The organism is Acetobacter senegalensis (assembly GCF_001499615.1).
Lineage (GTDB): Bacteria > Pseudomonadota > Alphaproteobacteria > Acetobacterales > Acetobacteraceae > Acetobacter > Acetobacter senegalensis.
The window spans coordinates 2,407,551-2,434,005 of sequence record NZ_LN606600.1; the positions used below are offsets into that span (position 1 = coordinate 2,407,551).

Sequence of the window (26,455 nt, forward strand, 5' to 3'; positions counted from 1 at the left end):
ATGGACGGCAACCGCGTGAACACATCTGGAGGCTTGGCTGCTAAAATGACGAAACGGGTTCTGGTGATCATGGGCAGTGTGCGGGCTGGGCGTCATTGCCCTTCTATCGCACAATGGGTTTCCGAAGTCGGACGGGAAAAGACCGCTCTCACCATCGAAATCATTGATCTCGCGGAGTGGTCGCTTCCCATGGACGACGAGCCCGGCATTCCAGGACTCGGCCTCTACAAGCATCCACATTCAAAAGCCTGGAGCGAGAAGGTGGCGCAAGCGGATGGCATCGTCTTTGTGACACCCCAATATAACTGGGGGTATCCGGGCGCGTTGAAGAATGCCATCGACCATTGCTATCTCGAGTGGCAAGGAAAACCCCTGATGATCGTCACCTATGGCGGTCATGGCGGCGGGAAATGCGCGGTACAACTCCGTCAGGTCGCCGACGGGCTCAAAATGAGACCTGTTTCTCCGATGCCTGCAATTACCTTTTCAAACGCTATGATTCGAGAAAATGCTCACTTGATGACGTGACGTTTGAAGCAGCTCTTTCCCCGGCCCAGGACGGTTGGATAGCGCTCGCTGAAAGCCTGTCCTCTTCGATGTAACGTGCAAGCACTTGTATTATCAGACAAATCCATCTGATAATACGGTCAGACGGAAAAACCGTCCGGCAATGCCTACCTGGCGGCGTATTGGCGTCAGCCGGGAGACGGCAGGCTGCGGAAAAAAGCGGCCTGCCTTCGTTCGAAGCGAGCATCGAAATTACCGGCAAGAACGGCGTCCAGGCCTTGGGGCAGGGCCGAAAATCGATCGCCAAAACCCTGTTCGCGGCTTGTGAAGCAGCCCGTTACGCCGATATTACCAACGCAAATACATGTGAGGATGGCCGCACGATCGTCCAGTCCAGTCCGCTCACCCGGATCTCGGCCTCCTGCCGGTCCTTGTCGCGATAGATGGGACCAAGGAGCAACGGCTGGAATATCCGATCGTAGAAGAAGCCCCCATGGCCGCGGCTGTCGCCCGCGCCCATGCCGGTAATGCAGACCAGTCGCTTGATCGACTGCTTCTTCATCTCATCGATCAGGACGGGGGTGGCGGCGGAGAGAAGCGTTACTTCCCGCCACGGGCTAAGTCTGGGACCCAACGAACTGATCACGCCGTCGCATCCCTTCAGCGCATCGGCAGTGGCGACGGGATCAAGGGCGTCGCCTTGAATGAGATCGGCCCCGGCAAGCAGTGGTGCAGCCTTGGCAACCGAGCGGACCAGGGCGTTCACCTCATAGCCCTTGGCCAGAGCCTCCTGAACGATCTGGCGGCCCGTACCGCCGGTGGCGCCTATAACGAGGATTTTCATGGCTGGCTCCGCAGTCCAGAACGCAGAAACGCAGAAGACAGGTTCATGGCCTCCCGCGCTGCATGGAACATCGCGATATTTGCAGGAAAGACATGGGTCATACCGGACCAGACGTGTGTTTCAATCGTCGCTCCCTGCCTCTGTGCTGCCGTGTCGTAGTTGACCGCATCATCGAACAGGATTTCATCCGTGCCGATATGAATCATGACTGGCGGCATCCCGGACATGACGCCGAACAGAGGTGACAGACGTGGGTCGCGCCGATCGATCGATGCCCCCGCGTAGAGTTCGGCAGCGCCAGCCAGCACTTCGCATGTGAGAACCGGATCGATATCGGCGTGTGAAGCAAGGCTTGGCGCTGTGAGCGTAAGGTCGGTCCACGGCGACATGGCAACTACACGCTGAATCGACGGGCCTTCTTGTGTCTTATTCCGCGCCGCATCCTGCGCGAGTGCAAGGGCGAGCCCGCCGCCGGCGGAATCCCCCGTAAGCGCCAGCTTGCGGAATCCCTGCCGGTGCAGCCCATCCAGAACAGCACCGGCATCATGGAAGGCGGCGGGGAAAGGCCTCTCGGGGGCGAGAGCATAATCCGGGATGAAGACGGCCATCCCGGTGCCTGCCGCAATATGGCTCACGAAAGGCCGGTAGGCCTCAGCCGAGCCGACAACATAGGCTCCTCCGTGAAAATGGATGATTGCTGCTTCCGGTTCCGCACTCCCCGGCTTGCACCACCAGCCGGGAATGTCTCCGATAACCTCTTGCTCGAATGTGACGCCGACAGCGGGCAGAATAGAGGCCATAAAGGCATCATAGATGCCCTTCGTTTCGGGAGAGATCGTCAGCTTGGGCTGCTGCGCGAGATAGGCGCGCATTTTTTCCATTTCGGCGCGGTCAGCCGGATGAAGGCTATGTTCGATAATTGCCATTTCTTCTTACCTTCATTGTTCGACGGCAGTTATATAGTGGTATCGTCATGTGTCCGTAACGCCATTGACGCTACCCTTTCGTTTCATTTATGAAACGCCATGGATCTGATTGCTCTTGAGGACTTTCTACTTGTTGCCAGATATGGTGGGCTCAGCGCGGCCGCCAGAGCAAGCTCGCGATCGAAGGCAACGTTATCCCGACAGGTCATGCGGCTGGAGGATAGCCTAGGAATACGACTAGTCGAACGCGGCACCAGCCGTCTACGCCTGACGCCAGAGGGAAAAATCCTTCAGGCAAGGGCTGAGGGCATATTCTCGGAGTTTCGCGATCTTGAAGCGGCGATGCAGGGAAAAGGACGGGAGCCGGAGGGCAGGCTGCGCCTGAGCGCCCCACTGTTGTTCTCACATCTCTATCTCGGGAAACTGGCCGCTGCTTTTCGGGAGAAATACCCGAAAGTGCTTCTGGAAGCTCACGTCGAAGACCGGCAGGTCGATCTTGTCGAAGAAGAGTTCGATGTTGTTATCCGCGTCAATCCCCGCTCTGTGCATGGCTTGGTGGGAAAGCGGTTTCGGACAGATCAACTGGTCCTGGTCATCAGGCACGACCTGTACCGTCAAAGGGGCGGAAGCGCATCCGAAAGCCTGCCCGCGATTTTGTTGTCGTCACAAAAGGCCGATCCATGCTGGCATGTGACCATGGCAGATGGTGTCAAGCGCATCGGTGCGCAGCTGGTGATGCAGCTTCCATCCTATTTCATGATTCATGCCGCTGTCCTGAGCGGCGCAGGCGCATCCGCCATGCCACGTTCCATTGTCGAGGAAGATTTGCAGTCCGGCGCTCTTCTCAGCCTGGGCGAATTGGAGGGCGGAGCGACCGAGATATGGGTTCTGTACAGTGCCAGGCGTTTGGCATCCCCGCGCGTTGTAGCCTTCGTCCAATTTATTGGTGACTACTTTGACACCGGGTACCTGCCAAAATCGCCTTGCAGGCAGGGCCTGCCCAGATTCTGTCGAGGCGATGCGGCAAACTCATACAGGCATCGTTGCCCTGACTGCAATCTCTGCTTCTGACGAGCGCCTTATCGCCGTTCGAGAGATGCTCGTGTCAGGCGCGGCAGACGGTTGGTTGACATCTCGTGCCACCGGTGCGGGCGAATAAATCATCTTGCGGACAGGCTAGAGGCAATCATCAAATCCTCATGCCGCCCGAAACCTCGATCCGCTGGGCGTTTACCCAGCGATTATCTTCCGAGAGTAACGATGAAATCATCGGGCCGATATCCTCTGGCTGGCCCGGACGGCCTAGCGCGGTCATGCCCGCAATAGCCTTCGCGACATCGGGATTGTCGCGCACGACGCCGCCGCTGAAATCGGTCGCAATTGCGCCTGGTGCGACGCAATTCACCGCGATCCGCCGCTCTCCAAGCTCGAACGCCATATATTTGGTCATGGTTTCGACGGCTGACTTCATCGTGGCATAGGCGGCGCGGTTCGCCATGATGATCCGGGTCAGGCCGGATGAAATGTTCACGATGCGACCGCCGTCGTTCATCAAGGGAACGAGCTTTTGGGTCAGGAAGAAGACGCCCTTGACGTGGATCCTGTACAGCGTGTCGAATTCGTCCTCATTTGCATTCAGAAAACCCATGCCGCTGGAGTTGCCTGCATTGTTGACGAGATAGTCGAATTTCTCCGCGCCAAGAGAACGAAGTGTCTGGTTAAAAGTATCAGTAAATTGATCGAAGGAGGCGGTGTCGCCTGTGTTCAATTGCAGCGCGACAGCCTTGTTGCCCGCTTGCTCTATGAGAGCTACCACCTTATCGGCCTCGGACTTGTTTGTGTTATAGGTAAAGATTGGCGTGACACCCCGCCGGGCGAGAGCCTCGACAGTGGAGCGGCCAAGGCCGCGGCTGCCGCCCGTAACGAGGGCGATGGAAGATATATTTGTCATACGGACAACTCCTTGCTAGGTGCCCCAAGATACGCCCAATGTTCTCAGAGTATTAGATTGCGGTTGCCGTCATCACTATTCTGACATACAAAACAATCGATATGGACAGGCTGTCTACCCTGGAATTGTTTGTGCGGATTGTTGAGCGAGCCAGCTTCAGCGCTGCCGCTGCCGATCTGGGTGTTTCCCGGCCTGTCGCGACAGCTGCCATCAAGGATCTGGAACAACGGCTTGGTGCGCGCCTGTTGCAGCGTACGACACGGCATGTTCAGGCGACGGTTGAGGGAGAGGCATATTATCGGCGCTGTGTGTCAATCCTTGCTGATATCGAAGACGCGGACCGGAACGCAGGCGGCGGTGTGACCGGTCTGTTGCGTGTCGACGTTCCGGGAAACCTTGCGCGTACAATGCTCCTTCCCGCATTGCCGGATTTTCTCGCGCAGCATCCGGGGCTCACGGTTCATCTCGGGGAAGGCGAGCGCTATGTCGATCTGGTGCGGGAAGGTGTCGATTGCGTTATTCGCGCTGGGAAGCTCGCGGACAGCGACATGATCGTTCGATCGCTTGGTGTCATGCAGGAAATCACCTGCGCAAGTCCGGACTATCTCAAAAGATATGGAACCCCTTCATCCCCGGATAACCTCGATGGTCACATGATGGTCGGTTTTGTATCGTCGCGTACCGATCGAGCTATGCCCATGGAATTTACAGTGAAAAACAAGACGGTAGAAGTCGCGTTGCCTTCGCGTGTTCTGGTTTCTGGCGCCGATGCGAATGCCGCAGCAGCGCGCCTCGGATTGGGGCTTGTCCAAGCCCCGCGCTATCGCTTCAAGCAGGATCTAGCGTCAGGGGCGCTCATAGAAGTATTGGCCGAATTCACTCCGCCGCCTGTGCCAGTCTCCATTCTTTATCCCAGCAATCGTCAACTTTCTCCGCGTATCCGCGTGTTCATCGACTGGCTTGCTTCGACGTTAGGCCCCAAACTTTCTGCTGCTAACGAATAAGCGCCCATTGGCGTCTCAGGCTTCAAAAATAGCTGTTTCAGCTTAGCTTATTCTTTTCGGTGAGCGGGAGAGGGCGAACGCAGCAAGCCAGAAGATAGCGGCCTCAATGCACAACCCCGTCCAGCCCCAGCGTTGTAGAACCATGCCGGCGATCTGGCTACCGATGGCGCCGCCGAGGAAAGTGGTGAACATGAAAACCGTGTTGAGCCGTCCACCGGCGGCCGGATCAATCGACAGCGCCGCATGTTGCGAGGGAATCTGTATGTAGAGCATCGCGATGGGTAGCAGGAACGCCGCGACAAAGACTACGGCAAGATTTTCCTGTCCAAGCAGGAAGCCAAGGATCGCTATCAGCAATGCAATGAGACCAATCGTCAGCGGCGTTCTTGGTCCGCTTCGTGCCGTTAGCTTGCCTGCAAATGGCGCGGCCAGTGTAGCGCCGATTCCGAGCAGACCGACAAGGCTGGCCTGTCCAGCACTGAACGAGAAAGGTGGCGATATGAGAAGTGGCGTCAATCCCACCCAGAATGCGTTGAATGCTGCGTAATTTGCGGCATTACGCAAGGCCACTTGACGCAACAGCGGGCTTGTTCGGACTAACCGTGTCATCGATGAGAACAGTTCGGCATAGCTGTGGCGATGCACTTTTGGGCTGTTTGGTAAGGTGAAAGACGCCATCCAGCTGACGATGAGTGTGACGATGCTAGCGGTCACATACGTGGCTTTCCAACCAGCGTAATCGCCGATGCCGCCAAAAATCGGTCGTGACAGGGCGATGCCGCAGATCATGCCAGTCAGAATGACGGACATCGCTGGTGCCCGCTGTTCAGGCGGCATTTCCGCCATTACCAGCGGGATGAGGATTTGCGGAATGATCGAGAACATGGCGGCCAAAGCGGTCGCGAACATGATCGGTGTCAGCCCGTTTGAAAGCGCGCCACATGCCAGAGTTATCGCGCATAGTGTGCCGAGTATCCGGACGAGATTGCGCGGATTGTGTCGATCGGCCAGCGGCACCAGCAGTAACAGTCCTGCTGCATAACCGAGAAGCGACACCGTGATGAGGCCTTGCGCTGCCGTAAGGCTCGATCCGGTGCCGGCTGCAATCACTGTGAACAGAGGTTGACCGATATAGATGTTTCCCAGAGTGACGCCAGCGCAAAGCGCGCAGGCGCCGACCATGCGGGCGGAAGCAGATTTGGATGCCATGATATGCGAGCCATGTAACTGATGAGTTGCAAATTACGTACCCCTCCAGTTACATTCTTGTCAACCCACCGGTTACATGGCTATTATCGCTGAATGAAACGAGATTCTGACGCAACCAAAGCGCGGCTGCTCGATGCCGCCATTGCTGAATTCGCTGCCTATGGCATCGAGGCGGCGCGACTTGATCGTATTGCCTTAGAGGCGCGGGCGAACAAGCAGTTGATTTATCGCTATTTTGGTGACAAACGCGCCTTGTTCGATGCGGTGATCCACAAGACGATGACGGAGTTGGCGGAAACAATCGAGGTCACCCCCGACGATATTCCGGGTTATCTGGATGCCATGCGCAGCTATCACACTTCTCATCCGCATGTTCTGCGCCTCTTGATGTGGGAAGCGCTGGAGCATGATGACACGGATGTCTTGGCGGAACCCGAGCGACAGGCGCATTATACACGCAAGACCGAAAGGTTTCGAAGCGCGCAGGAAAAGGGTGTCATCCGCTCTGATATAAGACCGGAATATCTGACGTTAATATTGCTGGGATTGGCATTATGGCCGCGGGCTGTTCCGCAACTCAGCCAGTTGATAACCGGAGAGACGGCGGGGAGCGACCGCATTCACGCTGCGACAGTCACCCTTGCCCGACAGATGCTTGAACCGCGCAGATGAATTTTGCGTGAATCCGATCAGCAAGGCTGCCGGAAAGAGCGCCTCAGCCCCTCTATGAAACTGCGGGTGCGGATCGAAAGGTGACGCCGGCTGGGATAAATTGCATGGATGGTGACTTCGTTCATTGCGGTCTCCGGCAGGATTTCCACCAGATCGCCGTGCTCGATGTCTTTTTCAACGATGAATGAAGGCAGAAGCGCGATCCCAAGGCCCGCGAGCGCGGCCACACGGATCGCGTCGCCGCTGTCAAAGCGAGCATGGGCACCGCCATGGATCGTGACGGGCTGTCCGTCTTCGCCGGGCAGGCTCCATACCGTTGATGTCGCGCCTAATCCATAGACCAGCCGCTTGTGATGCGCCAGATCCGTAAGGCTGGCCGGTGTGCCCTGTTTCAGGAGATATTCGGGCGAAGCGTAAACTCCAAGCCGCGCCCGGTCGATCACCTGCGTGATATACTGCCCGTTCGGCGCGGTCGCCCCGACCCGGATCGCAAGATCGAACCCTTCCTCGACAAGATCGACCAACCGATCGGTGAAGCTCACTTCAACGGCCAGATCGGGCGCGGTTTCGAGATAGGTTACAAGGTAGGGGATAATTTTTGCCTTGCCGTAGCCTTCGGAGACGGTCAGGCGCAATGTCCCGTGCGGTCGAAGCTGATCCTGACGAATGCTCGCCTCGGCCTCGGCAAGGTCTTCGAGCAGTTGCAGGCTACGGCGGTAGAATTCATGGCCTTCGGTGGTCAGGGACAGGCTGCGCGTGGTGCGGTGGAACAGCCGAATCCCAAGATAATTTTCCAGCCGCGTCAGCGCCTTTCCGGCCGCGGAGCGGGTTAGCCCAACAGCCTTTCCACCGCCGACAAAACTGCCAGCCTCGGCCACGGCAACAAAGATACGCAGCGCCCCGATATCGAGATCGGAAGCGGGAGGCAAGCGTTTGGCGATATTTCGGCTTTGCATCGGGGAAACCTGTTCGTCAATTGAAGGTCCATATTACCGATTGTCGAACAGATTATGAAAGGTATTTAAATGTCCTCCAGGAATACGCTTCCCGAGAGTGCACAGGCGGCCCTCAACGGCTGGATCGAGGCCGCCGCCCCGGTGGTGGAAAAGATTTACGGCACGTCAGAAGCCAGTTGGGCGCAAGTCCGCTCCGAGTATATGAGCGGTCTTGGCCACCTGTTTCCCGCGCTGAAAGACGTTTCCTATGGAACCACGACGCTGGATTCCGTGCCGACGATGACGGCTGTTCCCGAAGGCCCGGAACCTCAACGGGTTTTGCTCTATATCCACGGTGGCGGATACGTTCATGGCGGCGTTGAAGGCTATCGCGGTTTGACCGGGCGGCTAGCAAAGGCCTTGAATGCGAAGGTCTATGCACCCGATTATCGTCAGGCACCGGAATTCCCATTTCCAACGCCAATCGATGATGTGTTTGCTGTCTATCGCGCACTCCTTTCATCAGGAGTTGATCCGAAAAATCTCGTTCTTGCGGGCGATTCCGCTGGCGGCGCTATGGTCGTCACCATGATGCGCAAAGCCCGCGATGCGGGGATCGCATTGCCTGCGGCCGGCGCTGCCTTTTCGCCATGGGCCAATCTGACCCATAGCGGGCGGTCAGCCACGGTGCGCGATGGGATTGATCCGCTTTGCAGCGTGGAATTTTTGAACAAGCTGGCGCGCATGTTCCTCGCCGGGGAATTGCCGACACATCCTGATGCCTCTCCAGTCTTCGCCGATGTTCACGATCTGGCGCCGGTGCTGATCCAGATCGGCGAAAACGAGGTCATGCTCAGCGATGCGATCCGTCTTGCATCCAATCTGGGCGAGGCGCGGGTGCGCACATCGCTTGAAGTCTGGCCGGGCATGTTCCACGTCTGGCACTTGCTTGCGGGCAATCTGCCCGAGGCCGATCAGGCCCTGCGCAACGCCGTACGGTTTCTGGATGATGCCTTCCAAGCAGGAGAGCGTTGACATGAGCGACGCATTGACGCGCGCACTGGACGCCGTCATGGCCGATTGCATCGAGAACAACCTGCTGGTCGGTGCCGATATCGCGGTTATGCATCACGGCATGCTGCGCTACCGCAAGGCCTGGGGGTGGCATGACCGCGAAGCGCGGCGAAGAATGACGACCGACGCGATTTTCCGCTATGCCTCATTGACCAAAGCCATCGTCTCGGTTGCCGCACTGCGGCTGGCGGAGATGGGCACGATTGATCTGCGGGCGCCTGTCACCCGCTATCTGCCGGAATTCCAGCCGGCATTGCCGTCGGGCGAACAGCCGGAAATCACCATCACCCATCTGCTGACGCATACGGCGGGTCTGTCCTACGGATTTCTTCAGGGCGAGGACAGTCCCTATCGTCGCGCGGGCATCTCCGACGGGCTCGATGCAGTGCCCATTTCCAACGATGAAAACCTGCGCCGACTAGGGCAGGTGCCCTTGTTCTATGCCCCCGGCACCCAGTGGGAATACTCGCTGGCTACCGATGTCCTGGGCAGCGTGATCGAGCACGTCACGCACGAAACGCTTTCGGCTGCGGTACGACGCCTGATCACCGAACCGGCTGGCATGCGTGACACTGACTTCCGGCCCACCGACCGCAGTCGGGTCAGCGTGCCCTATCTCGATGGCGACCCCGTTCCCCGCCGAATGCAAGCACAGACATTTGCCGCCATCCCCACGGGCATCGTGCACTTCGGCCCCGAGCGGGCATGGACGCCGGGGACGGCGGAATCCGGCGGTGCGGGACTTTTCGGCAGCGCCGACGACTATGTGCGGTTTCTTGAACTGCTGCGTAACGGCGGTGCCCCATTGCTCGGGCTGAACAGTATGCGCCTGCTCGTCACCAATGCCATCGGCGATCTGAGCGTCTCGTTTCTTGGTCCCGGCTGGGGCTTCGGACTTGGCGTGGCAGTCCTCAAGGACCCCGTCATCGCCGCCACCCCGCAGGCGGCAGGCACATGGCTCTGGAGTGGCGCCTACGGCAATCACTGGTTCGTCGACCCGGCAAACGCGCTGTCAGTGGTAATTCTCACTAACACCGCCTTCGCTGGCATGGCAGGACCCGTGCCCGACCGGATCAGGGATACGATCTACGCCCGGCTCTGACAGCGACCGGCCCCGAACATGCGGTCGGGACCGGTCGCGCCTCTCCATTTTCATACCTCGACTTGTAGTGAATGTCGGTGTCGGTAGTTGCGTGCCCCCGCAACCAGAAACACCAAAAAAACCTCGCTAAGTCCCTGACTTGGCGAGGTTTTTTGTTGCGCCCATTACCACACGCCTATCAAATTCCTCATCATTTCAAGGATTTAACGCCGGTAGGTTCAAATCGGGGTCCATGACACCCGCAACCAACTCTCCTGTACCCGGGCGTACAAGGGCGGGCTTCAGCGTACCAGGGCGTGAGCAAGCGCAGGAGACAGGGAAGGGGAGATCGAGGTCTCAGGCGGGGGTATGCGGAAACTTGCGAGACAATGCTTTGTCGGGATGACGACAATGGGGGGGGAGCGGTCTGTCCGCTTCGCGGCGCAAACATTTGGAATCGGACGCCGCCGACAACCCCGGCACGGTTCAGTCAGCTTTGCTGGCTTGCTTGTTTTGCCACGACGAGCCGCAGCGACTAGGGCGATATTCTACACGGTAGTTACTCCCGCCGAACCTTCTGTGCACGCAGCGCATCTGGACACGGAAATGATCGCATTGCCGCGTGCGACGAAGAGCTTAGGCGCCTCTTTGTGAACTCTTCGGTAAATCTCTGGCGTGTCTGATTCTTCTAGTCATATCCGTATCCTCGGCTATTGCGGTTGATGATAGACTCTCCACTCCAAGGGGGTAGGATCAGAAAAAATCAAACATAGTAAATGAAGTTATCTATAAAATCATTGAGAGCGGAGGCGCATCGCAAGATCGTTTAAAAGATTGCGGTCTTCTATTGTTAACGGGCAGTTTGCATTTAGTATCTGATTAGCGGCTAATTGCTGGCTTACGCCGAAACTATTTGTTATTTCATCTATTGCTTCAGAAATATTTGCAAATCTGCCAACGATATTTCTAGCTGTATTACGGGGGAGTAAAAATTCAGCTTGGAAGCCTCGGGCAATTTGTTCGACCGTTTTAGGAAGAATTCCCCCAAGTACTTCAACAACAGGAAAGTAGAGGTTCCTATCGACTAAAATGTGACAAATCTCGTGCGCAAGGCTAGCTCGCCTGCCACCGAGGCTTTGAGAATGTATTCCATTTCGATTCAAGAAAACCGTTGGTTGAGAGTGCTTCTGCCAGCAAGCAATCGCATCTATCTTATTTGTCGCCCAATGCACATCGTGGATACGAACATTCCACTTCTCTAAAAGATCACCAGGGTCTCCAGGCGTTTGATCATTGAGCTTTGCATCTGCGCGCAGCCAATTCGCAAGATAATACCCCAACTGAACGGGCCTTTTATACTGAGCGATATCTGAACTGTATTTTTCATATGCTGCCAATGCGCGAGTGCTAACGTCCAAGAGTTGTCGCTCAAGAGGAACGAAAGTGACGCTATCAAGTGCAGCCAGCACCTCGAGCATTTGATCAGGGGCGAGAGAACCCATCATTCTCGCAGCGGCAAGAAGCCTTTTAGATCGTGTATTAATAGTACTTAGATCGACCGAAGTATTCGAATTTGCAACATCAGAAACAACATGCTGGATTAGCCATTCTCCGATTTTATCGTCGGGCATGCGCTTCGTAGATAATTCGATCACACGGGAAATAGGAAGAATGTTTTTTCCGCGCCAACTATTTACTAGGCTATGGACTTCAATATTGATAGCACCAATCTTAGACAGCCACATGAGCCTTGATGCGACTAAATCACCAACTTGAGAGAGTACTTCTTTTGTATTAGAAAAGGGAAGAGTAAAGATCTCTGAATTATTTCTTGCGCCATCATCTTCACTGTATTCCTCGCTTATCATAGAAACCTGCATAAGGTTTCCAACCTTGAAAAACGAAAACCTTGAAATATTTGTTCGATTAAATGCTTCCACAAAATTATGATCTGGGATCACCTCTTTTTGAGGTAATTCAACATTAGAATAATGCCGCTGATACTCCAATGGCTCACTGAGGACAAGTGAAGCCCAGCTAGCTGAAAGCCACTGCAATAACTGAATGGAGTCAAATTCCCACAATGAATTTTGATCATTTATATCTTTGTTTTTAATAGAAATTCTAGCATGACCAGTTTTTAAATCATCATTAGGATTGCCGATTCGAGGAATTGCGTCCCAAGTCAGATCAAACTTAAGATGAGCAGCATCACCCAAGGTTGCCGCTCTGCGGTGCTCTGGGCGTAATTTAATGCCTAAGCGCTTCTCGATTATGCCATCTGCTTTGCCTCTCCGTTGCAACATAAGCACAGAAACGATGGCCGCATCGTACGCGCGCGTTTTGTCATCGTGATCAAGTTGATCAAGATAATTTTTTAGATCACGCGTTTCTGATGAGTTATCCATAGTCATCTCTTACTCACCTACATAACTTTCAAAGCGAAGAACCGCATCGGAGTCGTCAAAATTAAAGAAGCCCTCCCAACACTGTCCTTTAAGCAATCGGTATCCAAGCTTCTCCCTACCAACCCTCACCTCTTTGTCGGAGAGGATCCAAACTGCCCTTGGCCCTTCTACATCGATATCCTCAAGAATGTCCTGGTATTCGTCTTCATCTATTTCGTCTTTGCATTCTTCTAAATTTTTGTACACTTGTTGCCGCAGGTTTTCCCAACTTGCCGTCGTTGGGAGAAATCCGAACCGCGCCCAAACATAAGGCCCGCTATCCATGCCAGCTTTGATTTTTACTACTTTAAATCCAAATGCCCTGTAGATATTAAAGCTGTTTCGAAGTAGTCTCCGGCCATATCCGCGCCCTTCCGGGTTTATGATAAGTCCGTCATGAACTATAAATTTATCTTTGAAATTTATAGTTCTCTCAATCTCAATTATTGGCTCCGGCGTTCCTATAATTTCACAGGAAAAAAAGATAGCGTCAGAGTACGGGCGGTAATTGGAACAGCACCACGAACCAAGACCCGAGCTAATTCTGTCAAAAAGATCAGAAAGGCTTTCCGAGCAAAAATTATCCCACGTATCCGCTAGACTCTCTGTTATTACATTCGTCATTCTGAATTTATTATCCAGTTTAATTTACCAATTTAAGCATCTAAAGCGGATTAGAAATTATATACTTAATACAAGTATACCGCAAGAAAGAAAAAAGTCAAGTGTGGGCGGGTCGAAACACAAGACTTATCATCTAGAGCAAAGTGCTCACAGCAGAGCACGTGGCTGCGACGACGGTTGTGCATCAGCCATAGCGGACTGCAATGCGTCGCAAGTCCTTGAAACGGTTGAACATGATCTCGATAAGGCAGTCATCCCCAAGGGATGATGTTAGTTAACAAACGCTTCAGTCAAACGGAAGAAGGGCTCAGCCGTGGAAAAATTTACGCTGTGGACGCTGTGAGAGACAATGGTTTTGGATTTTCCGAAACCATACCATACGTCTGCTTTATGGAGTTGGAAGATGGATACGTGATGTCAGCAACGAGGCGGAGGAACGAACCCGCTGCGCGGGATTGGTGCGGTGTGCAGGTCTGTCACCACGGCGTGAGCGATCTGTTTTATTTGGAACTGTCCTGATCGGACCAAGCACTCTGGCTTCTTCCCACCAGAAGGAGCCGGATGATGACAGAGTCCCTGTGCATTGCTGCAATCAGTCCCCTTCGCCAGCGCCTGCTTGATGACATGGCGGTGCGGCGGTTCTCCCGGGAGACGCAGCGCAATTACCTTCGCGATGTCGGCCGTTTCGCCACGTTTCTGGGCCGCTCACCCCACACGGCAACAGTCGAGGATGTGCGCCAGTTCCAGATTGAGCAGAACGCGGCTGGCATGCCGACACCGACCATGAACGCCATCGTGTCGGCGCTGCGGTTTTTCTTCACCCAGACGCTCGACCGCCCCGACCTTGCACGCAAGTTGGTCCGGGTAGCGCAGCCCCGCAACCTGCCCGTCGTGCTGAGCCGTGATGAAGTTGCCCGTCTGCTCAACGCGACCGTATGCCTCAAACATCAGGCCGCCCTGTCGGTCGCCTATGGGGCAGGCCTGCGGGTGGCCGAGGTCGCCGCTCTCAAGATCAGTGATATCGACAGCGAGCGCATGCTGCTCAGGGTCGAACGGGGCAAAGGGGGACGATATCGCAACGCCATGCTTCCGGCAGACCTTCTGCCCCTGCTGCGGGAGTGGTGGAAGGCCGGACGCCAGCAGGGCGTGATGCATTCGGGTGGCTGGCTTTTTCCCGGGCAGGACACCATGAGGCCCATCAGCACACGGCAGCTCCATCGCGTGGTTGTCGATGCCGCGCGGGCTGCTTCGATCACCAGACGTGTGGGGCCTCATACCCTGCGGCATAGCTTTGCCACGCACCTGCTTGAGGATGGTGTCGATGTCCGCGTGATCCAGGTCCTGCTGGGTCATTCCCGCCTGGAGACCACGGCCCTTTATACAAAGGTTGCGACACGGACCGTGCGGGCCGTTATCAGTCCGCTCGACAGGCTGGGCATGCTGACGACGGCGCAGGCAAGGCCCGACGGCTGATCCCGGAGCAGGGGCGGTCATGTCCGCCTCGCTCGCACTGGGGGACATCTTCCGGGCTGCCGGTCCTGCCTGGCGGGCAGCCCATATCGGCCGTCTCCCCCTGCAGCAGCTCAAGGTCATGTCGGCGATCGAACATTGTCGCACCGCAGCCCTTGGTGGCCATGTCGCGGCCTGTGGGGACTGCGGACACTGGCGCATTGCCTATAACAGTTGTCGCAACCGCCATTGTCCGCGCTGCCAGGGGAACGCCGCACGGACATGGCTGGCCGAACGCGAGGCCGATCTGCTGCCGGTCGGGTATTTCCATGTCGTCTTCACCTTGCCGGCGCGGATCGCCGACATCGCGCTCCAGAACAAGGCCGTTCTCTACGCCCTGCTGTTCCAGGCCGCCTCGGAGACGATGATGACGATCGCCGCCGATCCCCGGCATCTGGGTGCCCGCATCGGCATCACCGCCGTGCTGCACAGCTGGGGTTCGGCGCTGACCCACCATCCCCATGTGCACATGATCGTGCCGGGTGGCGGTCTCTCGCCCGATGGCCAGCGCTGGATCTCGTCGCGCCCGGCCTTCCTCCTGCCCGTTCGCGTGCTGGGCAAGCTGTTCCGCCGCCTGTTCCTGACCCGGCTGCGCGCACTTTTCGATGCCGACCGGCTGGTCTTCCGGGGCCATCTTGCCCCTCTGGCAGAGCGTCGTGCCTTTCTGCGGTCTCTGGCTCCTGTGCGCAGCAGGCGCTGGGTCGTCTACGCCAAACCGCCTTTTGCCGGTCCCAAAGCGGTGCTGGCCTACCTGTCGCGCTATACCCACCGCGTCGCCATATCGAACCGCCGCCTCCTGGCGTTCAACGAAAACGGTGTGACGTTCCGCTACAAGGACTACCGGCGGGACACGGCCCACCAGCAGCAGGTCATGACACTCGCCACGGATGAGTTCATCCGCCGCTTCATGCTGCATGTCCTGCCACGGGGATTTCATCGCATCCGCCATTATGGCCTGCTGGCCAGTTCCAGCCGCAAGGCCAGCCTCGCCCGGGTGCGGGAACTGCTGAATGTCATGTCCACACCAGCGCCAGAAGTCCCGGAAACCGAACCGGTCACGCCACCGCCGTGCCCATGCTGTGGTGGTCCGATGGTCGTCATCCCGATCCTTCCCCGATGGTGCCAGCCCCTCGAGGGCCGCCACAGGCGAGTGATCCAACCAAGGGATCACCATGACAGCCCGCAGATACGACAGCATGACCGATCCCGATGTCGGAGTGGCTCCGCGCCGGCAAACCGAGGCTCCTGTACGCATCACTGAAAAAATCGGGAAAATCGCTGCCTGCACCGCCAGTTCTGACATCGCGTCATGCAGATCCGGTCACAAAAACCCGTTCCAGTTCCACAAACGCACCTGTATGCTCTGGCTCAGGCTCTCTCACGGGGTGGCACCAGTTGCAAATTCTCCATAACTGAGTCCCGGTGTCGCGGGTTCGGTCTTCCCAGACTTTCGTACGCCTCGCGGCGCCCGAAACCCTTCAGATAAACTGAATGTCGGTTACCGGGATGGGATGACCGAAAGCAGCCATTCGTAGTGTTCATGTTCATGAAAGCTACCGACCAATTTACGCCGTTCTGATGCGGCTGTGGGCAAGTCGGGGCATGCCGGAACCTACTATCCCCATTTTGGTCAGCCCGCTATGTGGCGCAAATACTTCGAAGCGGACGTTTCCAATACCTTATCGGCTTTAGGTGCATGATGCGCTCTATGGGTGTCATCTCTATATTGACCCCTGTAGGTGTCATATCGATATTGCCCCCTATGGGTTTCATAATTACCTTGAAATCTATGGGTGTCATCACCTATAGAAGCTTGTCAAAGCGGAGCTGAACCTATGCAGGGCATATTCAACGCAGCGGATATCGGAAGCCAGATTAGAGAGAAACGGCTGGTGCAGGGAATGAACCAGACCGTTCTGGCCAAAAAGCTAGGCTGCTCTAGGAAGTGGGTGTCTGACATCGAACAAGGCAACGAGACGGCCGAAATTGGTCGCGTGCTGCGCGCCTTAACTGTGCTCGGAATCAAGATTTTTGTTGGACAGTCTGAAGCCGTAGAAAGCAAAGAGGTCACTCCCCAGAATAAGGAAATTCTGGCTTACCGCGAGCAGTTTGGTGGGGCGCCGCAAGTTGTGAGCAGTATGTCCAAGCTAGGGATGGCCGGGAACTCGATGAAGGAAACCCTGGACAGGGTGGCCAATCTGGGGACGGCCGGGAACTCGTTGAAGGAAACCCTGGACAGGATGGTCAGTCTGGGGACGGCCGGGAACTCGATGAAGGAAACCCTGGACAGGATGGCCAATCTGGGGACGGCCGGGAACTCGATGCAGGAAACCCTGGACAGGGTGGCCAATCTGGGGACAGCCGGGAACTCGATGAAGGAAACCCTGGACAGGGTGGCCAATCTGGGGACGGCCGGGAACTCGATGAAGGAAACCCTGGACAGGGTGTCTAAGCTGGGAATGGTCGAGGACCCACTGACGAAATCATTGTCCGAAAGAACCATCGGTCCAAAACTGCTTCCCGCCCGACTACCGGAGGCGTTCAAAGACGAGGGCCAGCCATCAGCCGCCACGACAGAAGATGTTTCCGCTACGAAGCTGCAACTACCCAAGCCAGGAGATGGTGAGGATGACTGAACTTGCTGTCCTAGTTGCCGGCAAGCTTTGCGCCTACGTCACGGACGCAGGAGGCACCCAACGGCTCAAGTATGTCGAATGCGACCAGGATGGCCTACCTCCGGCCACCATTTCTCTCTCGATGCCGGTCAGGCAGGAGGGATATGGCGGAGGCGTTGTGTCCAACTGGCTATGGAACCTGCTGCCGGACAACGCAATTACTCTGGATTGGCTGGCCAAGGACGAAAGCCGAGGTTTTGGGAAGTGCAGTGCGCGCAATCCGCTACGGCTTCTCGAGAAAATAGGAGAGGACTGCGCTGGAGCTGTGCAACTGGTTCCACTAGAAAGTGTGGACAAGCTCTCGCCTGGAAGCCTGACTCCCCTTACCGACAGAGAAGTCGAGCTCAAACTGCAAGGGTTGAGGACAGGGCGAAGTCCTTTGGGTTTCCTGCCAACAGGAGACAACGGCAAGTTCAGCTTGGCCGGAGCGCAGCCCAAGGTCGCCTTGCGTATGTTGCAGGATGGAATCTGGGCGATACCTACAGGCGCTGAGCCCACCAGTCACATCTTCAAGCCGCCTATCCCAGATATGCCGGGTCAAGTGGAGGGGGAACATTTCTGCCTGACGCTGGCCAGAGCGACAGGCCTGAAAACGCCCCGAAGCTGGGTCATGCGTTTCGGTGACGAGGTAGCAATCGTCGTAGAGCGATTTGACCGGAGATTAGATACGTCCAGCGGAAAGCTTCTGCGTTTGCATACCGAGGATATCTGTCAAGCTCTTGGCAAGCCGCCAACAGAAAAGTATCAGTCAGATGGCGGTCCAGGCATGATTCAGATAGTCAACCTGCTGAGAAAGACATCAATCACCTCTGAGGAGGATGTCTTCTCATTTGTCATGGCTTGCGTTTTTAACTGGGCCATAGGCGGCACCGACGCTCATGCCAAAAATTATTCCCTATTCCTGGGAGAAAAGAACGCCGCCGCACTGACTCCCCTTTATGATTTGAATACTTTTTTGCCTTATGCGGAGCATCCAAACAGGTGCAAGCTTTCAATGATTGTCAGCGGCCATTATAGTATTGGGGACATCCATCTGCGCCACTGGGACGATATGGCCGCCCGGATGGGTTGGGAGCATGATAGCCTATCAGGCTATGTAGAGACATATGTGAACCTTATGACGGGGCTCATTGCGCCGATCGCGAAGGACTGCATCGATAGCGGCCTGTCAGAAGAAGCAATCTCGTTCGTAACGGACGCCATTGGTAGTAGGCTCGTTGGCTTAATCGAGAGCTGGAAACGCTGACGAGCATTTTGGGCTACAGTCTTATTATTTTAAGGCCCGTGAGGATTCACATGAGGCTTGGCCTATGTTTCAAGCCTTGGATGGAACGTTCTGTGCTGACGGACGCCCAGTGGGCGCTTATTGAGCCCCATTGCCGCGACAAACCGAGCGATCCTGGCCGCAAAGGCCGGAATAACCGGCTATTCATGGAAGCAGTGTTGTGGATCGCGTGTACGCGCTGCCCATGGCGTGATCTGCCGACGCCAAGCAGTATGTCTGCTTCCAGAAAATTGGCGGTAGCACCTCTACGTCCGAGATGTAGGCGGAAGCAGGAGGTCCGCTTAGCGCAGCGCAAGCAGACAGGCGGCAGTCGCCTACTTACCGGACATGCAGCGGTTATCCCGTATCTCCGCGAAGCAGACATCATAGCGCTTTATCAGGCAGCCAGCCCTGTGACCGAAACCAGGTGATCTCGTCGCGCAACGTGTCCTCGACCGGGCGAAACGTCAGTCCGAGTTCGGTCTTGCTTTTCGCTGTACTGAAACGGGACCTCTCGTTCTCGGTCAAAATCGCACGCGCCATGGCCCAGCTGAACAGCACGGGCTTTCCAGCCAAACGCGCCTGGGCCTCGCTGACAGCAGCGATGACATAGAGAAGCGCCAGAGGAAGACGGCGGGTTGGGACTTGCACGCCGAGGGCGCGCCCGATCAGCGGCATGAGGTCTGCCATGCTGAAATGTCGCCCTGCCGCTAGGTAGCGCTCGCCGCGGCGACCTTGCCGATTGGCCAGAATCATCGCCTCCGCCACATCCCGCGCATCGACCAGAGAGGCCGAGCCAGGGGGCACGCCCGGCACCTTACCGCGCGCCACGTCGAGAATTATCTGCCCAGCAGATGTCGGGCCCATGTCGCCAGGCCCATGCATCCATCCCGGCAGTACCATGGTGGCCCAGAAATCCCGATGCCTGTCGAGGAATGACAGCACTTCGCGATCGGACAGGATCTTGCTGCGATAATAATCGTCGGCATCACGCTCGTTGCGCAGCATGGTCTCGTCCACGACTTCGCCGCGCTTACCGCGCAGGACGGCAATCGAGCTGGCGCGTACGAAACGGCGCACGCCTGCGGCATGGGCGCGCTCTAGCAGTGCTCGGGTGCCCAGTACGTTGGCCGCATGCAGCTTGGGCCAGTGGTTGCCGCCGACGTAAGAGTCGCGAAAATAGGCGGCCGTGTGAAAAATCACGTCGACCCCTTCAAGCGCCGGGGCGAAACCGTCTATGTCCAGTATATCGCCGGTCACGATCTCGATCGAAAGATCGTCAAATTGCCGCTTCGCCTTTTCCGACGAGCGGACCAGAGCCCGCACGCGAAATCCCTCCGTGAGCAAGGCGCGGACAAGGTTGTTGCCCAGCAAACCGGTAGCACCGGTGACGAATGCGAGGGGTGTTTCCACCAAAGAAATTTTGTTCATATGCAAGCTCCACGAAGGGGAGCTATCGTCTATAAGTGTGAACCATGGTTCAGGGTCAAGGACGTCAAGGTCATGCTTATTGGAGAGTTTTCGCGGCAGACCGGGCTCAGCATTGCGACGATCCGGTTTTATATCCGCAAGCGGCTGCTCTCACCGGAAACGGGACGAAAGGGCGGAAAAAATCCATACGCGCATTTCACCGAACGCGATGTGCAGATCGCCGCCATGGTCCGCCTGGGCCAGTCGCTTGGAATGTCTCTGGCCGATATCGCCAAGGTCAATGACGAGATGCAGGAGGATGGACTGTCGCGCGAGCGAACCGTCGAGATCATGGACGTCCAGCTTCAGGCAATCGAGCAAAAAGTCCAGGATCTCGCGACGGCGGCCAAATATCTGCGCGCCAAGCGAGATTGGATTGCAGCCGGTCAGGTGGGTAATGAACCCCGGTTGGCAGTTGACCGGCTTTGTTCATTCGCATGATGCTGACAACGCTCTGGTGACCGTCTCCAAGCCTTCCGGCTCTCGTTCAGGAACGACAAAGAGTGATGGATCTGCTTCCGCCTACATCTCGGTCATTCAACCCATTCGTGTGCATTTTCCAAGAGCAGACATCCTCTTTCTCCCCTGACTGTCAGTCAAAAACGTATGAGTTGACGAGGAGGTGCCTTGTTAGCTTGCCGCAGCAGTTGGCACGTTTGTTCCTTTGCCTTCCGGAAGAAACGGTCTGATTTCTTCTATCTCTGCCGTATTCAGATGAATTTGCGCTGCCTTGAGTAAATCGCCAACCTGTCCGGGATGGCGTGCGCCCAGGATCGCTCCAGTGATTTCAGGTCTGCGCAGCACCCACGCAATAGCAATCGCTGCCGGTGTGACCTGATGGGCCATTCCAATCTTGCGGAATACCTCCACCAGAGCAAGGCACTCGGACAGGCGTGGTTCCTGAAAGTCGGGACTGCGTGTCTTGCGCCAGTCATCCTCTGGCAAATTGTGGATACGCTGGCGACTCATCCTGCCACTCAGCAATCCCGACTGAAGGACAGAATAAGGAATAACCCCGATCGCCTTTTCCTGACAGAAAGGCAAAATTTCCTGTTCCACATCCCGCATGAGTGCGGAATAGGGGGGCTGAAGCGAGGCGATGGACGTGACGGCCAGCGCGCGTTTTAGTTGTGGAACATTGAAGTTCGATACACCGATAGCCCGGATCTTTCCGGCTACCTTGAGACGATCAAGTGCATATAAAGCGTCTTCCAGCCCCTTATCGGGACCACCGGGCGGAAAAGACGGCCAGTGGATCTGGTAGAGATCGATGACGTCCGTACCAAGACGCCTCAGACTGCTTTCGACTTCCCGAACCAGGGACGCCGGGTCAAGCGAGTGTGTGATTGCCCGACTTTGTTCATCCCACACCAGGCTGCCTTTGGTAAAAACCAGAGGTCGACGGGATGTCGGGATGCGGCAGAGCAACTGGCCGACCACTGTTTCCGCATGGCCGAGGCCGTAGACGGCGGCCGTATCGATCCAGTTTACACCCTGATCAATGGCATATTCTAATGTCGCCAGACTATCGGAATCATCCTGTGCGCCCCAGCCAAACTCCCAGCCAGGACCGGCAATGGCCCAGGTGCCGAGCCCTATGGTTGAAATGGCGAGATCTGATGTCCCGAGTTGATGCCGTTTCATGAAACGCGCTCCCTTCTTTTTCAGGAAGGAATTATGAAGAGCGCCTTTCAGGACGATAAGACCTTGATACGTTCATGTGTTACTGAATATGACTCATGAATGAACCCTTCTTTTCATGATCTTGAAATATTTTCTGCCGTTGCCCGGCACAGGAGCTTTCGGAAGGCTGCAGAAGAACGGGGCGTCTCTCCCTCCGCCTTGAGCCACGCCTTACGGGCGCTGGAGGAAAAACTGGGGGTCCGTCTGCTCAACCGCACGACCCGGAGCATCCTGCCAACCGAAGCAGGAGCGCGGTTGCTTCAGACCCTTGAACCCGCGTTCCATGATGTCAGTCTTGCCCTGCAAGATCTGAGGGCCATGCAAGACACACCAACGGGTTCACTGCGGATCAATATGCCCCGTCCAGCTGCCCGTCTCTTGGCTGATCGTATGGCTCGCTTCGTTCTTCAATATCCAAAGGTCAGTCTGGAAGTCGTGACGGAAGAGCGGCTGGTCGACATCGTTGCTGAAGGCTTCGATGCCGGTATCCGGTTTGGTGACAGCGTAGCGGCAGACATGGTGTCTGTTCCTGTCGGTGCGCCCCAACGCTTTGCCGTTGTCGCATCGCCTGAGTATCTTTCTCTTCATAGGATACCTGAGAAACCCCAAGATCTGATGCGTCACGCATGTATTGGTCGTCGCTTCCCCAGTGGACGACGGTATAACTGGGAATTTGAAAATGAAGAGACCCTGTTCACTGTCGCTGTCAGCGGGCCTCTCGTACTCGATGATGACGATAGCATGATCAGAGCGGCCCTTCTGGGTGTTGGCTGCGCGTATGTTTATGAAAACCTTGTCGAGCAAGACATCGGGCAGAAGAGACTACAGCCGCTCCTGCAGAACTGGGTGCCCGGGGAGTGTCCTGAAGTCTGTGTATCTGATCTGGCCCATGGGTTTTCAGATACTCAAGCAGCGAAGCGCTCGCCGAACATTATGGCGAACTGGTTGCGGGCTGCAAACCATTCCCGCACATTCCGCCCGTCTTTCTCAAAGTTGCGGATCGCCAGGTAGATCAGCTTTGCTGCGGCATCGTCAGTCGGGAACGAACCACGCGTCTTGATCGACTTGCGGATGACCCGGTTCAGGCTCTCGATGGCGTTCGTGGTGTATATGATCTTTCGGATCGCCGGATCGAAGCCAAAAAACGGGATCACTTCGGCCCATGCCCGGCGCCATGCCGGGGCGATTGACGCGTATTTCCCGGCCCATTTCTCCTCGAACCCATCGAGCTCTGCGGCTGCCATGTCAGCGGTTGCGGCCCCGTAGATCCGGCGCAGGTCGGCAGCCACGGCCTTGCGATCCTTCCATGAGCAGAAGTTCAGGCTGTGGCGGACCAGATGGACTATGCAGGTCTGAACCATCGCCTCGGGAAAGGCGGCGGTGATGGCCTCGGGAAAGCCTTTCAGCCCGTCCACGACCGTGATCAGGATGTCCTGGATGCCCCGGTTCTTCAACTCGTTCATGACCGAAAGCCAGAATTTGGCGCCTTCATTCTCGGCGATCCAGAGCCCCAGAACCTCGCGCACCCCCTCGCGGGTGACACCGAGGGCGACGTAAACCGCCTTGTTTTTAACGGTCCGGCTGTCAGCATCGCGGATCTTTACCCGAAGGGCATCGAAGATCACGATGGGATACATCCGATCCAGCGCCCGGACCTGCCACTCCCGGACCTCGTCCAGCACGGCATCGGTGACGCGACTGATCAAGTCAGGAGAGACCTTCAGGCCATAAAGATCAAGCAGATGGGTCTGAATGTCCCGGACAGTCAGACCGGCGGCATAGAGACCGATGATCTTGTCATCGATCCCGTCAATTCGGGTCTGGCCGTTCTTTACAAGCTCTGGTTCGAAGCTGCTGTCGCGGTCGCGCGGCACCGTCAAAGGCAAGGCACCGTCCTGGCCTTTGAGCACTTTGGTCGTGGAGCCATTCCGCCGGTTCGACTGGCCCGGCGGGGCAGCCTTGCCTTCCTCATAACCCAGATGCGCGGTCAACTCCGCACCCAGCATACGCTCCATGAGCCGAATTTTCAGCTCCTTCAGCAGACCGGCATCGCCGAGCAGGTCTTCAGGACGCTCCACGTCCGTCAGCAGTGCGTCCAGGATTTCTCTCGAGATGGTCATTCATGCTTCCTTTCGGGAAAGCATGGACCAGATCAGTCATACACAGAAGATCGGACACTCTCGGTGCCCGGAGCAGAGCCCTTCTGTCTGTATTATCCCAGTCGCAGACAGATGCCCCTGCCTTTACGTGTTTTCATCGATTTCCTGAAAAACCGGCAAGCTGCAACGCTGCTACAGGTGTAATTTCTCAGATTCTGGAGGTCCGTTTCTCTGCACCTTCTACTGGAAGGATCCATTCCGCTTACCCCCTCATCGCGGTCAAAGCGCACTATTTTTGTAGCATCACTTCCACCATTCTGTGCCGCCTTGCCTTATGGCGCTTTCATTACGGCATCACGCGTTCCAGAAGTGACCAGAATGCTGGGCTATGATTTTATGCTTCTTCAGATGGCACCGTTCATCCAGGATAACGTAATCAATAAAATCACGCAGGGCTTTGTCGCCCGAGACAGCCTGCTGCATGGTGTAGGAGTGGATGATCTTGCCAAAGCGGCTGACGGTGTCGCTGCCCTTGAGCAGCAGCGTTTTGGAAAAGGTGATGAAGGCCGCATTGAGCAAGGCGTGTTTAGTGTACATGAAATTTCCCGTAAATTTTCTCTTCATGGAGTGATGACACCGTCATGACGGTGTCACTCGGGCGTCATTTCTATCGCACTTCCTGCGCTCCCCGAGAGGCTGGAATGACAGCGTCATGACATCAGTCGGGAAGGTGTCACGCATCCAGTGACACTGTCCGGAACTGCCATCTCTGCCGTCATGACGGGTGTCATGCAAAGTATCATTGGCGTCATGAATCCTGAAAAACGGCAGAAAACAGCCATTTTTCCTTTTTCCGGCGTGTCCCGGCTTTTGCTCGTGTGAGGGCACGCTACCGCAATTTCATATGCATGCTGTGCAAGCATATGAAATCGCTGCGTTTTTTCTCCTCTATCGCGGCATTTTTGCTCCGCAAAAAATCAAAGCCGCTCTTTTTCTCTGTTTCCAGTGCTCTTGCACCTGCGGTGCGCCCTGATGACGGGTGTGACGGTGTCATTTTGTCGGGGTGGGCATTGTGAGGCGCACGACCCTAAATTCCCCAGAGGATTTTGTTCCCTGTATCGTTGGGGAGCGAGGATTGGGTTGGGGCGTCTCGTTCCTTCACAACCTGAACGAGAAAATCAATGTCTGATCGTACTACGATTTCGTCCACCACCGAGGTGGACCTCATGCAAATTGTCGCCCTGCACCGGCTGCTTGATTTTGCTGTCAGTGAGGCTCTTGCTGGTAACGTGGATGACAGTGTCCTGGAAGGGACGGTCATTCTGACGCGTATGGTTGGCCAGAAGGTCAGGCTGGTTGCCAACAGGGTGCTGGGGAGTGATGCCTCTTTCCGCGATGACTGAAGCCAATGCTGCGAATGAGCAGTAAGCCGCTACAGCTTAACTTTCCCTTTTCATAATACACGTATGTTCTCAGAATGCTCGCTGAGCAATGGGGAACGTGCGTCCACCTTACGGACACTTCAAATGACACTCGCTTTACCGAATAATGATCGTTTTAATAATGCTCTTCCAGGCTGGATGTTCGGGGGGTTTTTCCGTCCGAACGACATTGAGCGGTACGCACAGCTTTCTCACGATCTGCTGGTGACGCCGACGCCGCAGATGCTGGAATTCTGTGATGGAGGTCGCGAACTGGTCGACCGATATAACCGCGACAAGGCCTTATGGCGCGCCTTTCGCCAGCGTGTGGCAGTGTATCACCGGGACCTCCCCGCCTGGCAGGAGCAGGTGCGCGTCAATAACTACCGGATCGGCTCGATTGTGGAACTGGCTGTTTATCGGCGTTTGCTGCAAGAAAAGGAGAGTGGCCTCACTATTATGGTTCAGCCACCCATTCGAGAACTGGGAAACAGAGGATTTGCGGATTTCGGTCTGTATTTCAAAGGACATCCCACAGTGTACATTGAGGTCGCCGGAACAGTTACGAGTGCCGGGCAGTCGGTCTCAAAAAATGCTGAAAAATTCCGGGTGGGCATTGAGGAGCGTCTGATGCGCTACATGGGGGTCGCACCTGTAGAGGTGATCCATATTGATGAAGTCTGCGATGTGTCCCTCCAAACAGAGCGGGTTCGTCAGGCTATAGAACGTGCTAAGAATGCATAACTCGTTTTTATTTAAGAATGAATTACCGACAGAAAAAAAGAGGCATTAGCGGATAGCGTTTATCCGGTAACACGGGCCAGCCTATGATGGCCGGTCCGTCTCTGCGGAGGTTCGGAGTGTGCCCTAAATTTCAATTCTTCGAAGGGCTGTTTCACAGCATCTCGTGATCGCGAAAAAACGCGCAATATGCTGAAAATAAATGCAAAAAATATTAAGAATTTTCGATCACTTTTTCGTGGCATATGAGATTGCGGTAGCGTGCCTTCAGGCAACTCCCAAAGTCCGGTGTGCAATAGTGGCGTCATGCGCTCCAGAC

24 protein-coding genes and 2 pseudogenes are annotated in these 26,455 nt (G+C 56.0%); 15 read left to right on the forward strand and 11 right to left on the reverse strand.

The annotated features are described in order from the left end of the window. Window positions 1–528: an NADPH-dependent FMN reductase gene (locus ASN_RS11295; RefSeq protein ID WP_058988219.1), complete on the forward strand. Its 528-nt coding sequence runs from the start codon at window positions 1–3 to the stop codon at window positions 526–528. 316 nt (window positions 529–844) lie between these two features. Here the strand turns inward: ASN_RS11295 and ASN_RS11300 are convergent, their stop codons facing one another. Together ASN_RS11300 and ASN_RS11305 are read right to left on the reverse strand one after the other, a co-directional pair. Then, window positions 845–1,351: an NAD(P)-dependent oxidoreductase gene (locus ASN_RS11300; RefSeq protein WP_058988220.1), complete on the reverse strand. Its 507-nt coding sequence runs from the start codon at window positions 1,349–1,351 to the stop codon at window positions 845–847. After that, the gene (locus ASN_RS11305) at window positions 1,348–2,277 is read right to left on the reverse strand and encodes an alpha/beta hydrolase fold domain-containing protein (protein ID WP_058988221.1); all 930 of its coding nucleotides are present in this window, start codon (window positions 2,275–2,277) and stop codon (window positions 1,348–1,350) included. The genes ASN_RS11300 and ASN_RS11305 overlap by 4 nt, the downstream gene beginning before the upstream one ends. 99 nt (window positions 2,278–2,376) lie before the next feature. On the opposite strand from ASN_RS11305, the gene ASN_RS11310 reads away from it, so the two are divergent. Then, complete coding sequence (locus tag ASN_RS11310; RefSeq protein WP_058988222.1) at window positions 2,377–3,348, forward strand: LysR family transcriptional regulator; 972 nt, start codon at window positions 2,377–2,379, stop codon at window positions 3,346–3,348. A gap of 118 nt (window positions 3,349–3,466) precedes the next feature. Here the strand turns inward: ASN_RS11310 and ASN_RS11315 are convergent, their stop codons facing one another. Further along, window positions 3,467–4,228 (reverse strand): SDR family NAD(P)-dependent oxidoreductase, encoded by a 762-nt coding sequence (locus ASN_RS11315; protein WP_058988223.1) that lies wholly within the window; start codon window positions 4,226–4,228, stop codon window positions 3,467–3,469. A 101-nt stretch (window positions 4,229–4,329) separates the two neighbouring features. On the opposite strand from ASN_RS11315, the gene ASN_RS11320 reads away from it, so the two are divergent. Beyond that, window positions 4,330–5,232 (forward strand): LysR family transcriptional regulator, encoded by a 903-nt coding sequence (locus ASN_RS11320; RefSeq protein ID WP_058988224.1) that lies wholly within the window; start codon window positions 4,330–4,332, stop codon window positions 5,230–5,232. A 42-nt stretch (window positions 5,233–5,274) separates the two neighbouring features. On the opposite strand, the gene ASN_RS11325 is transcribed toward ASN_RS11320, so the two are convergent. Continuing rightward, entirely contained in the window at window positions 5,275–6,441 is a 1,167-nt protein-coding gene (locus ASN_RS11325; RefSeq protein ID WP_082666652.1) for an MFS transporter, read from the reverse strand. A gap of 93 nt (window positions 6,442–6,534) precedes the next feature. Here ASN_RS11325 and ASN_RS11330 point away from each other — a divergent pair, with 93 nt between their 5' ends. Next, entirely contained in the window at window positions 6,535–7,113 is a 579-nt protein-coding gene (locus ASN_RS11330) for a TetR/AcrR family transcriptional regulator (protein WP_058988226.1), read from the forward strand. A gap of 17 nt (window positions 7,114–7,130) precedes the next feature. Here the strand turns inward: ASN_RS11330 and ASN_RS11335 are convergent, their stop codons facing one another. Beyond that, window positions 7,131–8,069: a LysR family transcriptional regulator gene (locus ASN_RS11335; RefSeq protein WP_058988227.1), complete on the reverse strand. Its 939-nt coding sequence runs from the start codon at window positions 8,067–8,069 to the stop codon at window positions 7,131–7,133. Between the two features lie 69 nt (window positions 8,070–8,138). On the opposite strand from ASN_RS11335, the gene ASN_RS11340 reads away from it, so the two are divergent. Next, window positions 8,139–9,083 carry an alpha/beta hydrolase gene (locus tag ASN_RS11340; protein ID WP_058988228.1) on the forward strand — a complete coding sequence of 315 codons (945 nt, stop codon included), beginning with the start codon at window positions 8,139–8,141 and terminating at the stop codon, window positions 9,081–9,083. A 1-nt stretch (window position 9,084) separates the two neighbouring features. Continuing rightward, entirely contained in the window at window positions 9,085–10,224 is a 1,140-nt protein-coding gene (locus ASN_RS11345) for a serine hydrolase domain-containing protein (protein ID WP_058988229.1), read from the forward strand. 773 nt (window positions 10,225–10,997) lie between these two features. Here the strand turns inward: ASN_RS11345 and ASN_RS11350 are convergent. Further along, entirely contained in the window at window positions 10,998–12,617 is a 1,620-nt protein-coding gene (locus ASN_RS11350) for an ImmA/IrrE family metallo-endopeptidase (RefSeq protein ID WP_082666654.1), read from the reverse strand. Between the two features lie 3 nt (window positions 12,618–12,620). Further along, a complete protein-coding gene (locus ASN_RS11355) occupies window positions 12,621–13,274 on the reverse strand; it encodes a hypothetical protein (RefSeq protein ID WP_058988231.1) in 654 nt (217 codons plus the stop codon). A 561-nt stretch (window positions 13,275–13,835) separates the two neighbouring features. Here ASN_RS11355 and ASN_RS11365 point away from each other — a divergent pair. The 5 genes and pseudogenes from ASN_RS11365 to ASN_RS20580 all read left to right on the forward strand — a co-directional run bounded on the left by ASN_RS11365 (window position 13,836) and on the right by ASN_RS20580 (window position 19,153). Then, window positions 13,836–14,747, forward strand: a complete 912-nt coding sequence (locus ASN_RS11365) for a tyrosine-type recombinase/integrase (protein ID WP_058988233.1) — start codon at window positions 13,836–13,838, stop codon at window positions 14,745–14,747. Between the two features lie 19 nt (window positions 14,748–14,766). Further along, window positions 14,767–15,959: pseudogene (locus tag ASN_RS11370) on the forward strand (IS91 family transposase). A 659-nt stretch (window positions 15,960–16,618) separates the two neighbouring features. Next, window positions 16,619–17,419, forward strand: a complete 801-nt coding sequence (locus ASN_RS11375) for a helix-turn-helix domain-containing protein (RefSeq protein WP_058988234.1) — start codon at window positions 16,619–16,621, stop codon at window positions 17,417–17,419. After that, window positions 17,412–18,704 carry a type II toxin-antitoxin system HipA family toxin gene (locus tag ASN_RS11380; protein WP_058988235.1) on the forward strand — a complete coding sequence of 431 codons (1,293 nt, stop codon included), beginning with the start codon at window positions 17,412–17,414 and terminating at the stop codon, window positions 18,702–18,704. Before ASN_RS11375 ends, ASN_RS11380 begins: the two co-directional genes overlap by 8 nt. Window positions 18,705–18,784: 80 nt before the next feature. Beyond that, entirely contained in the window at window positions 18,785–19,153 is a 369-nt protein-coding gene (locus ASN_RS20580; protein ID WP_407922312.1) for a transposase, read from the forward strand. Here the strand turns inward: ASN_RS20580 and ASN_RS11385 are convergent. Beyond that, window positions 19,107–20,153: an SDR family oxidoreductase gene (locus tag ASN_RS11385; protein WP_058988236.1), complete on the reverse strand. Its 1,047-nt coding sequence runs from the start codon at window positions 20,151–20,153 to the stop codon at window positions 19,107–19,109. The two genes, ASN_RS20580 and ASN_RS11385, sit on opposite strands and share 47 nt — an antisense overlap. A 72-nt stretch (window positions 20,154–20,225) precedes the next feature. Between ASN_RS11385 and ASN_RS11390 the strand changes: the two genes are divergently transcribed. Continuing rightward, window positions 20,226–20,633, forward strand: a complete 408-nt coding sequence (locus tag ASN_RS11390; protein ID WP_058989294.1) for a helix-turn-helix domain-containing protein — start codon at window positions 20,226–20,228, stop codon at window positions 20,631–20,633. Window positions 20,634–20,822: 189 nt separating this feature from the next. On the opposite strand, the gene ASN_RS11395 is transcribed toward ASN_RS11390, so the two are convergent. Then, complete coding sequence (locus ASN_RS11395; RefSeq protein WP_058988237.1) at window positions 20,823–21,836, reverse strand: aldo/keto reductase; 1,014 nt, start codon at window positions 21,834–21,836, stop codon at window positions 20,823–20,825. A gap of 99 nt (window positions 21,837–21,935) precedes the next feature. Here ASN_RS11395 and ASN_RS11400 point away from each other — a divergent pair, with 99 nt between their 5' ends. Then, window positions 21,936–22,886 carry a LysR family transcriptional regulator gene (locus ASN_RS11400; protein ID WP_058988238.1) on the forward strand — a complete coding sequence of 317 codons (951 nt, stop codon included), beginning with the start codon at window positions 21,936–21,938 and terminating at the stop codon, window positions 22,884–22,886. Here ASN_RS11400 and ASN_RS11405 read toward each other — a convergent pair. Together ASN_RS11405 and ASN_RS19685 are read right to left on the reverse strand one after the other, a co-directional pair. After that, window positions 22,781–23,995 (reverse strand): IS256 family transposase, encoded by a 1,215-nt coding sequence (locus ASN_RS11405; RefSeq protein ID WP_058988239.1) that lies wholly within the window; start codon window positions 23,993–23,995, stop codon window positions 22,781–22,783. The two genes, ASN_RS11400 and ASN_RS11405, sit on opposite strands and share 106 nt — an antisense overlap. A 333-nt stretch (window positions 23,996–24,328) precedes the next feature. Next, a pseudogene (locus ASN_RS19685) lies at window positions 24,329–24,577 on the reverse strand (hypothetical protein); the annotation flags it as partial. Window positions 24,578–25,155: 578 nt separating this feature from the next. On the opposite strand from ASN_RS19685, the gene ASN_RS11415 reads away from it, so the two are divergent. Together ASN_RS11415 and ASN_RS11420 are read left to right on the forward strand one after the other, a co-directional pair. Continuing rightward, the gene (locus ASN_RS11415) at window positions 25,156–25,377 is read left to right on the forward strand and encodes a hypothetical protein (RefSeq protein WP_058988241.1); all 222 of its coding nucleotides are present in this window, start codon (window positions 25,156–25,158) and stop codon (window positions 25,375–25,377) included. Between the two features lie 123 nt (window positions 25,378–25,500). Beyond that, window positions 25,501–26,139, forward strand: coding sequence for a hypothetical protein (locus tag ASN_RS11420; protein WP_058988242.1), 639 nt, complete (start codon window positions 25,501–25,503; stop codon window positions 26,137–26,139). The last annotated feature ends 316 nt before the right edge of the window (window positions 26,140–26,455 follow it).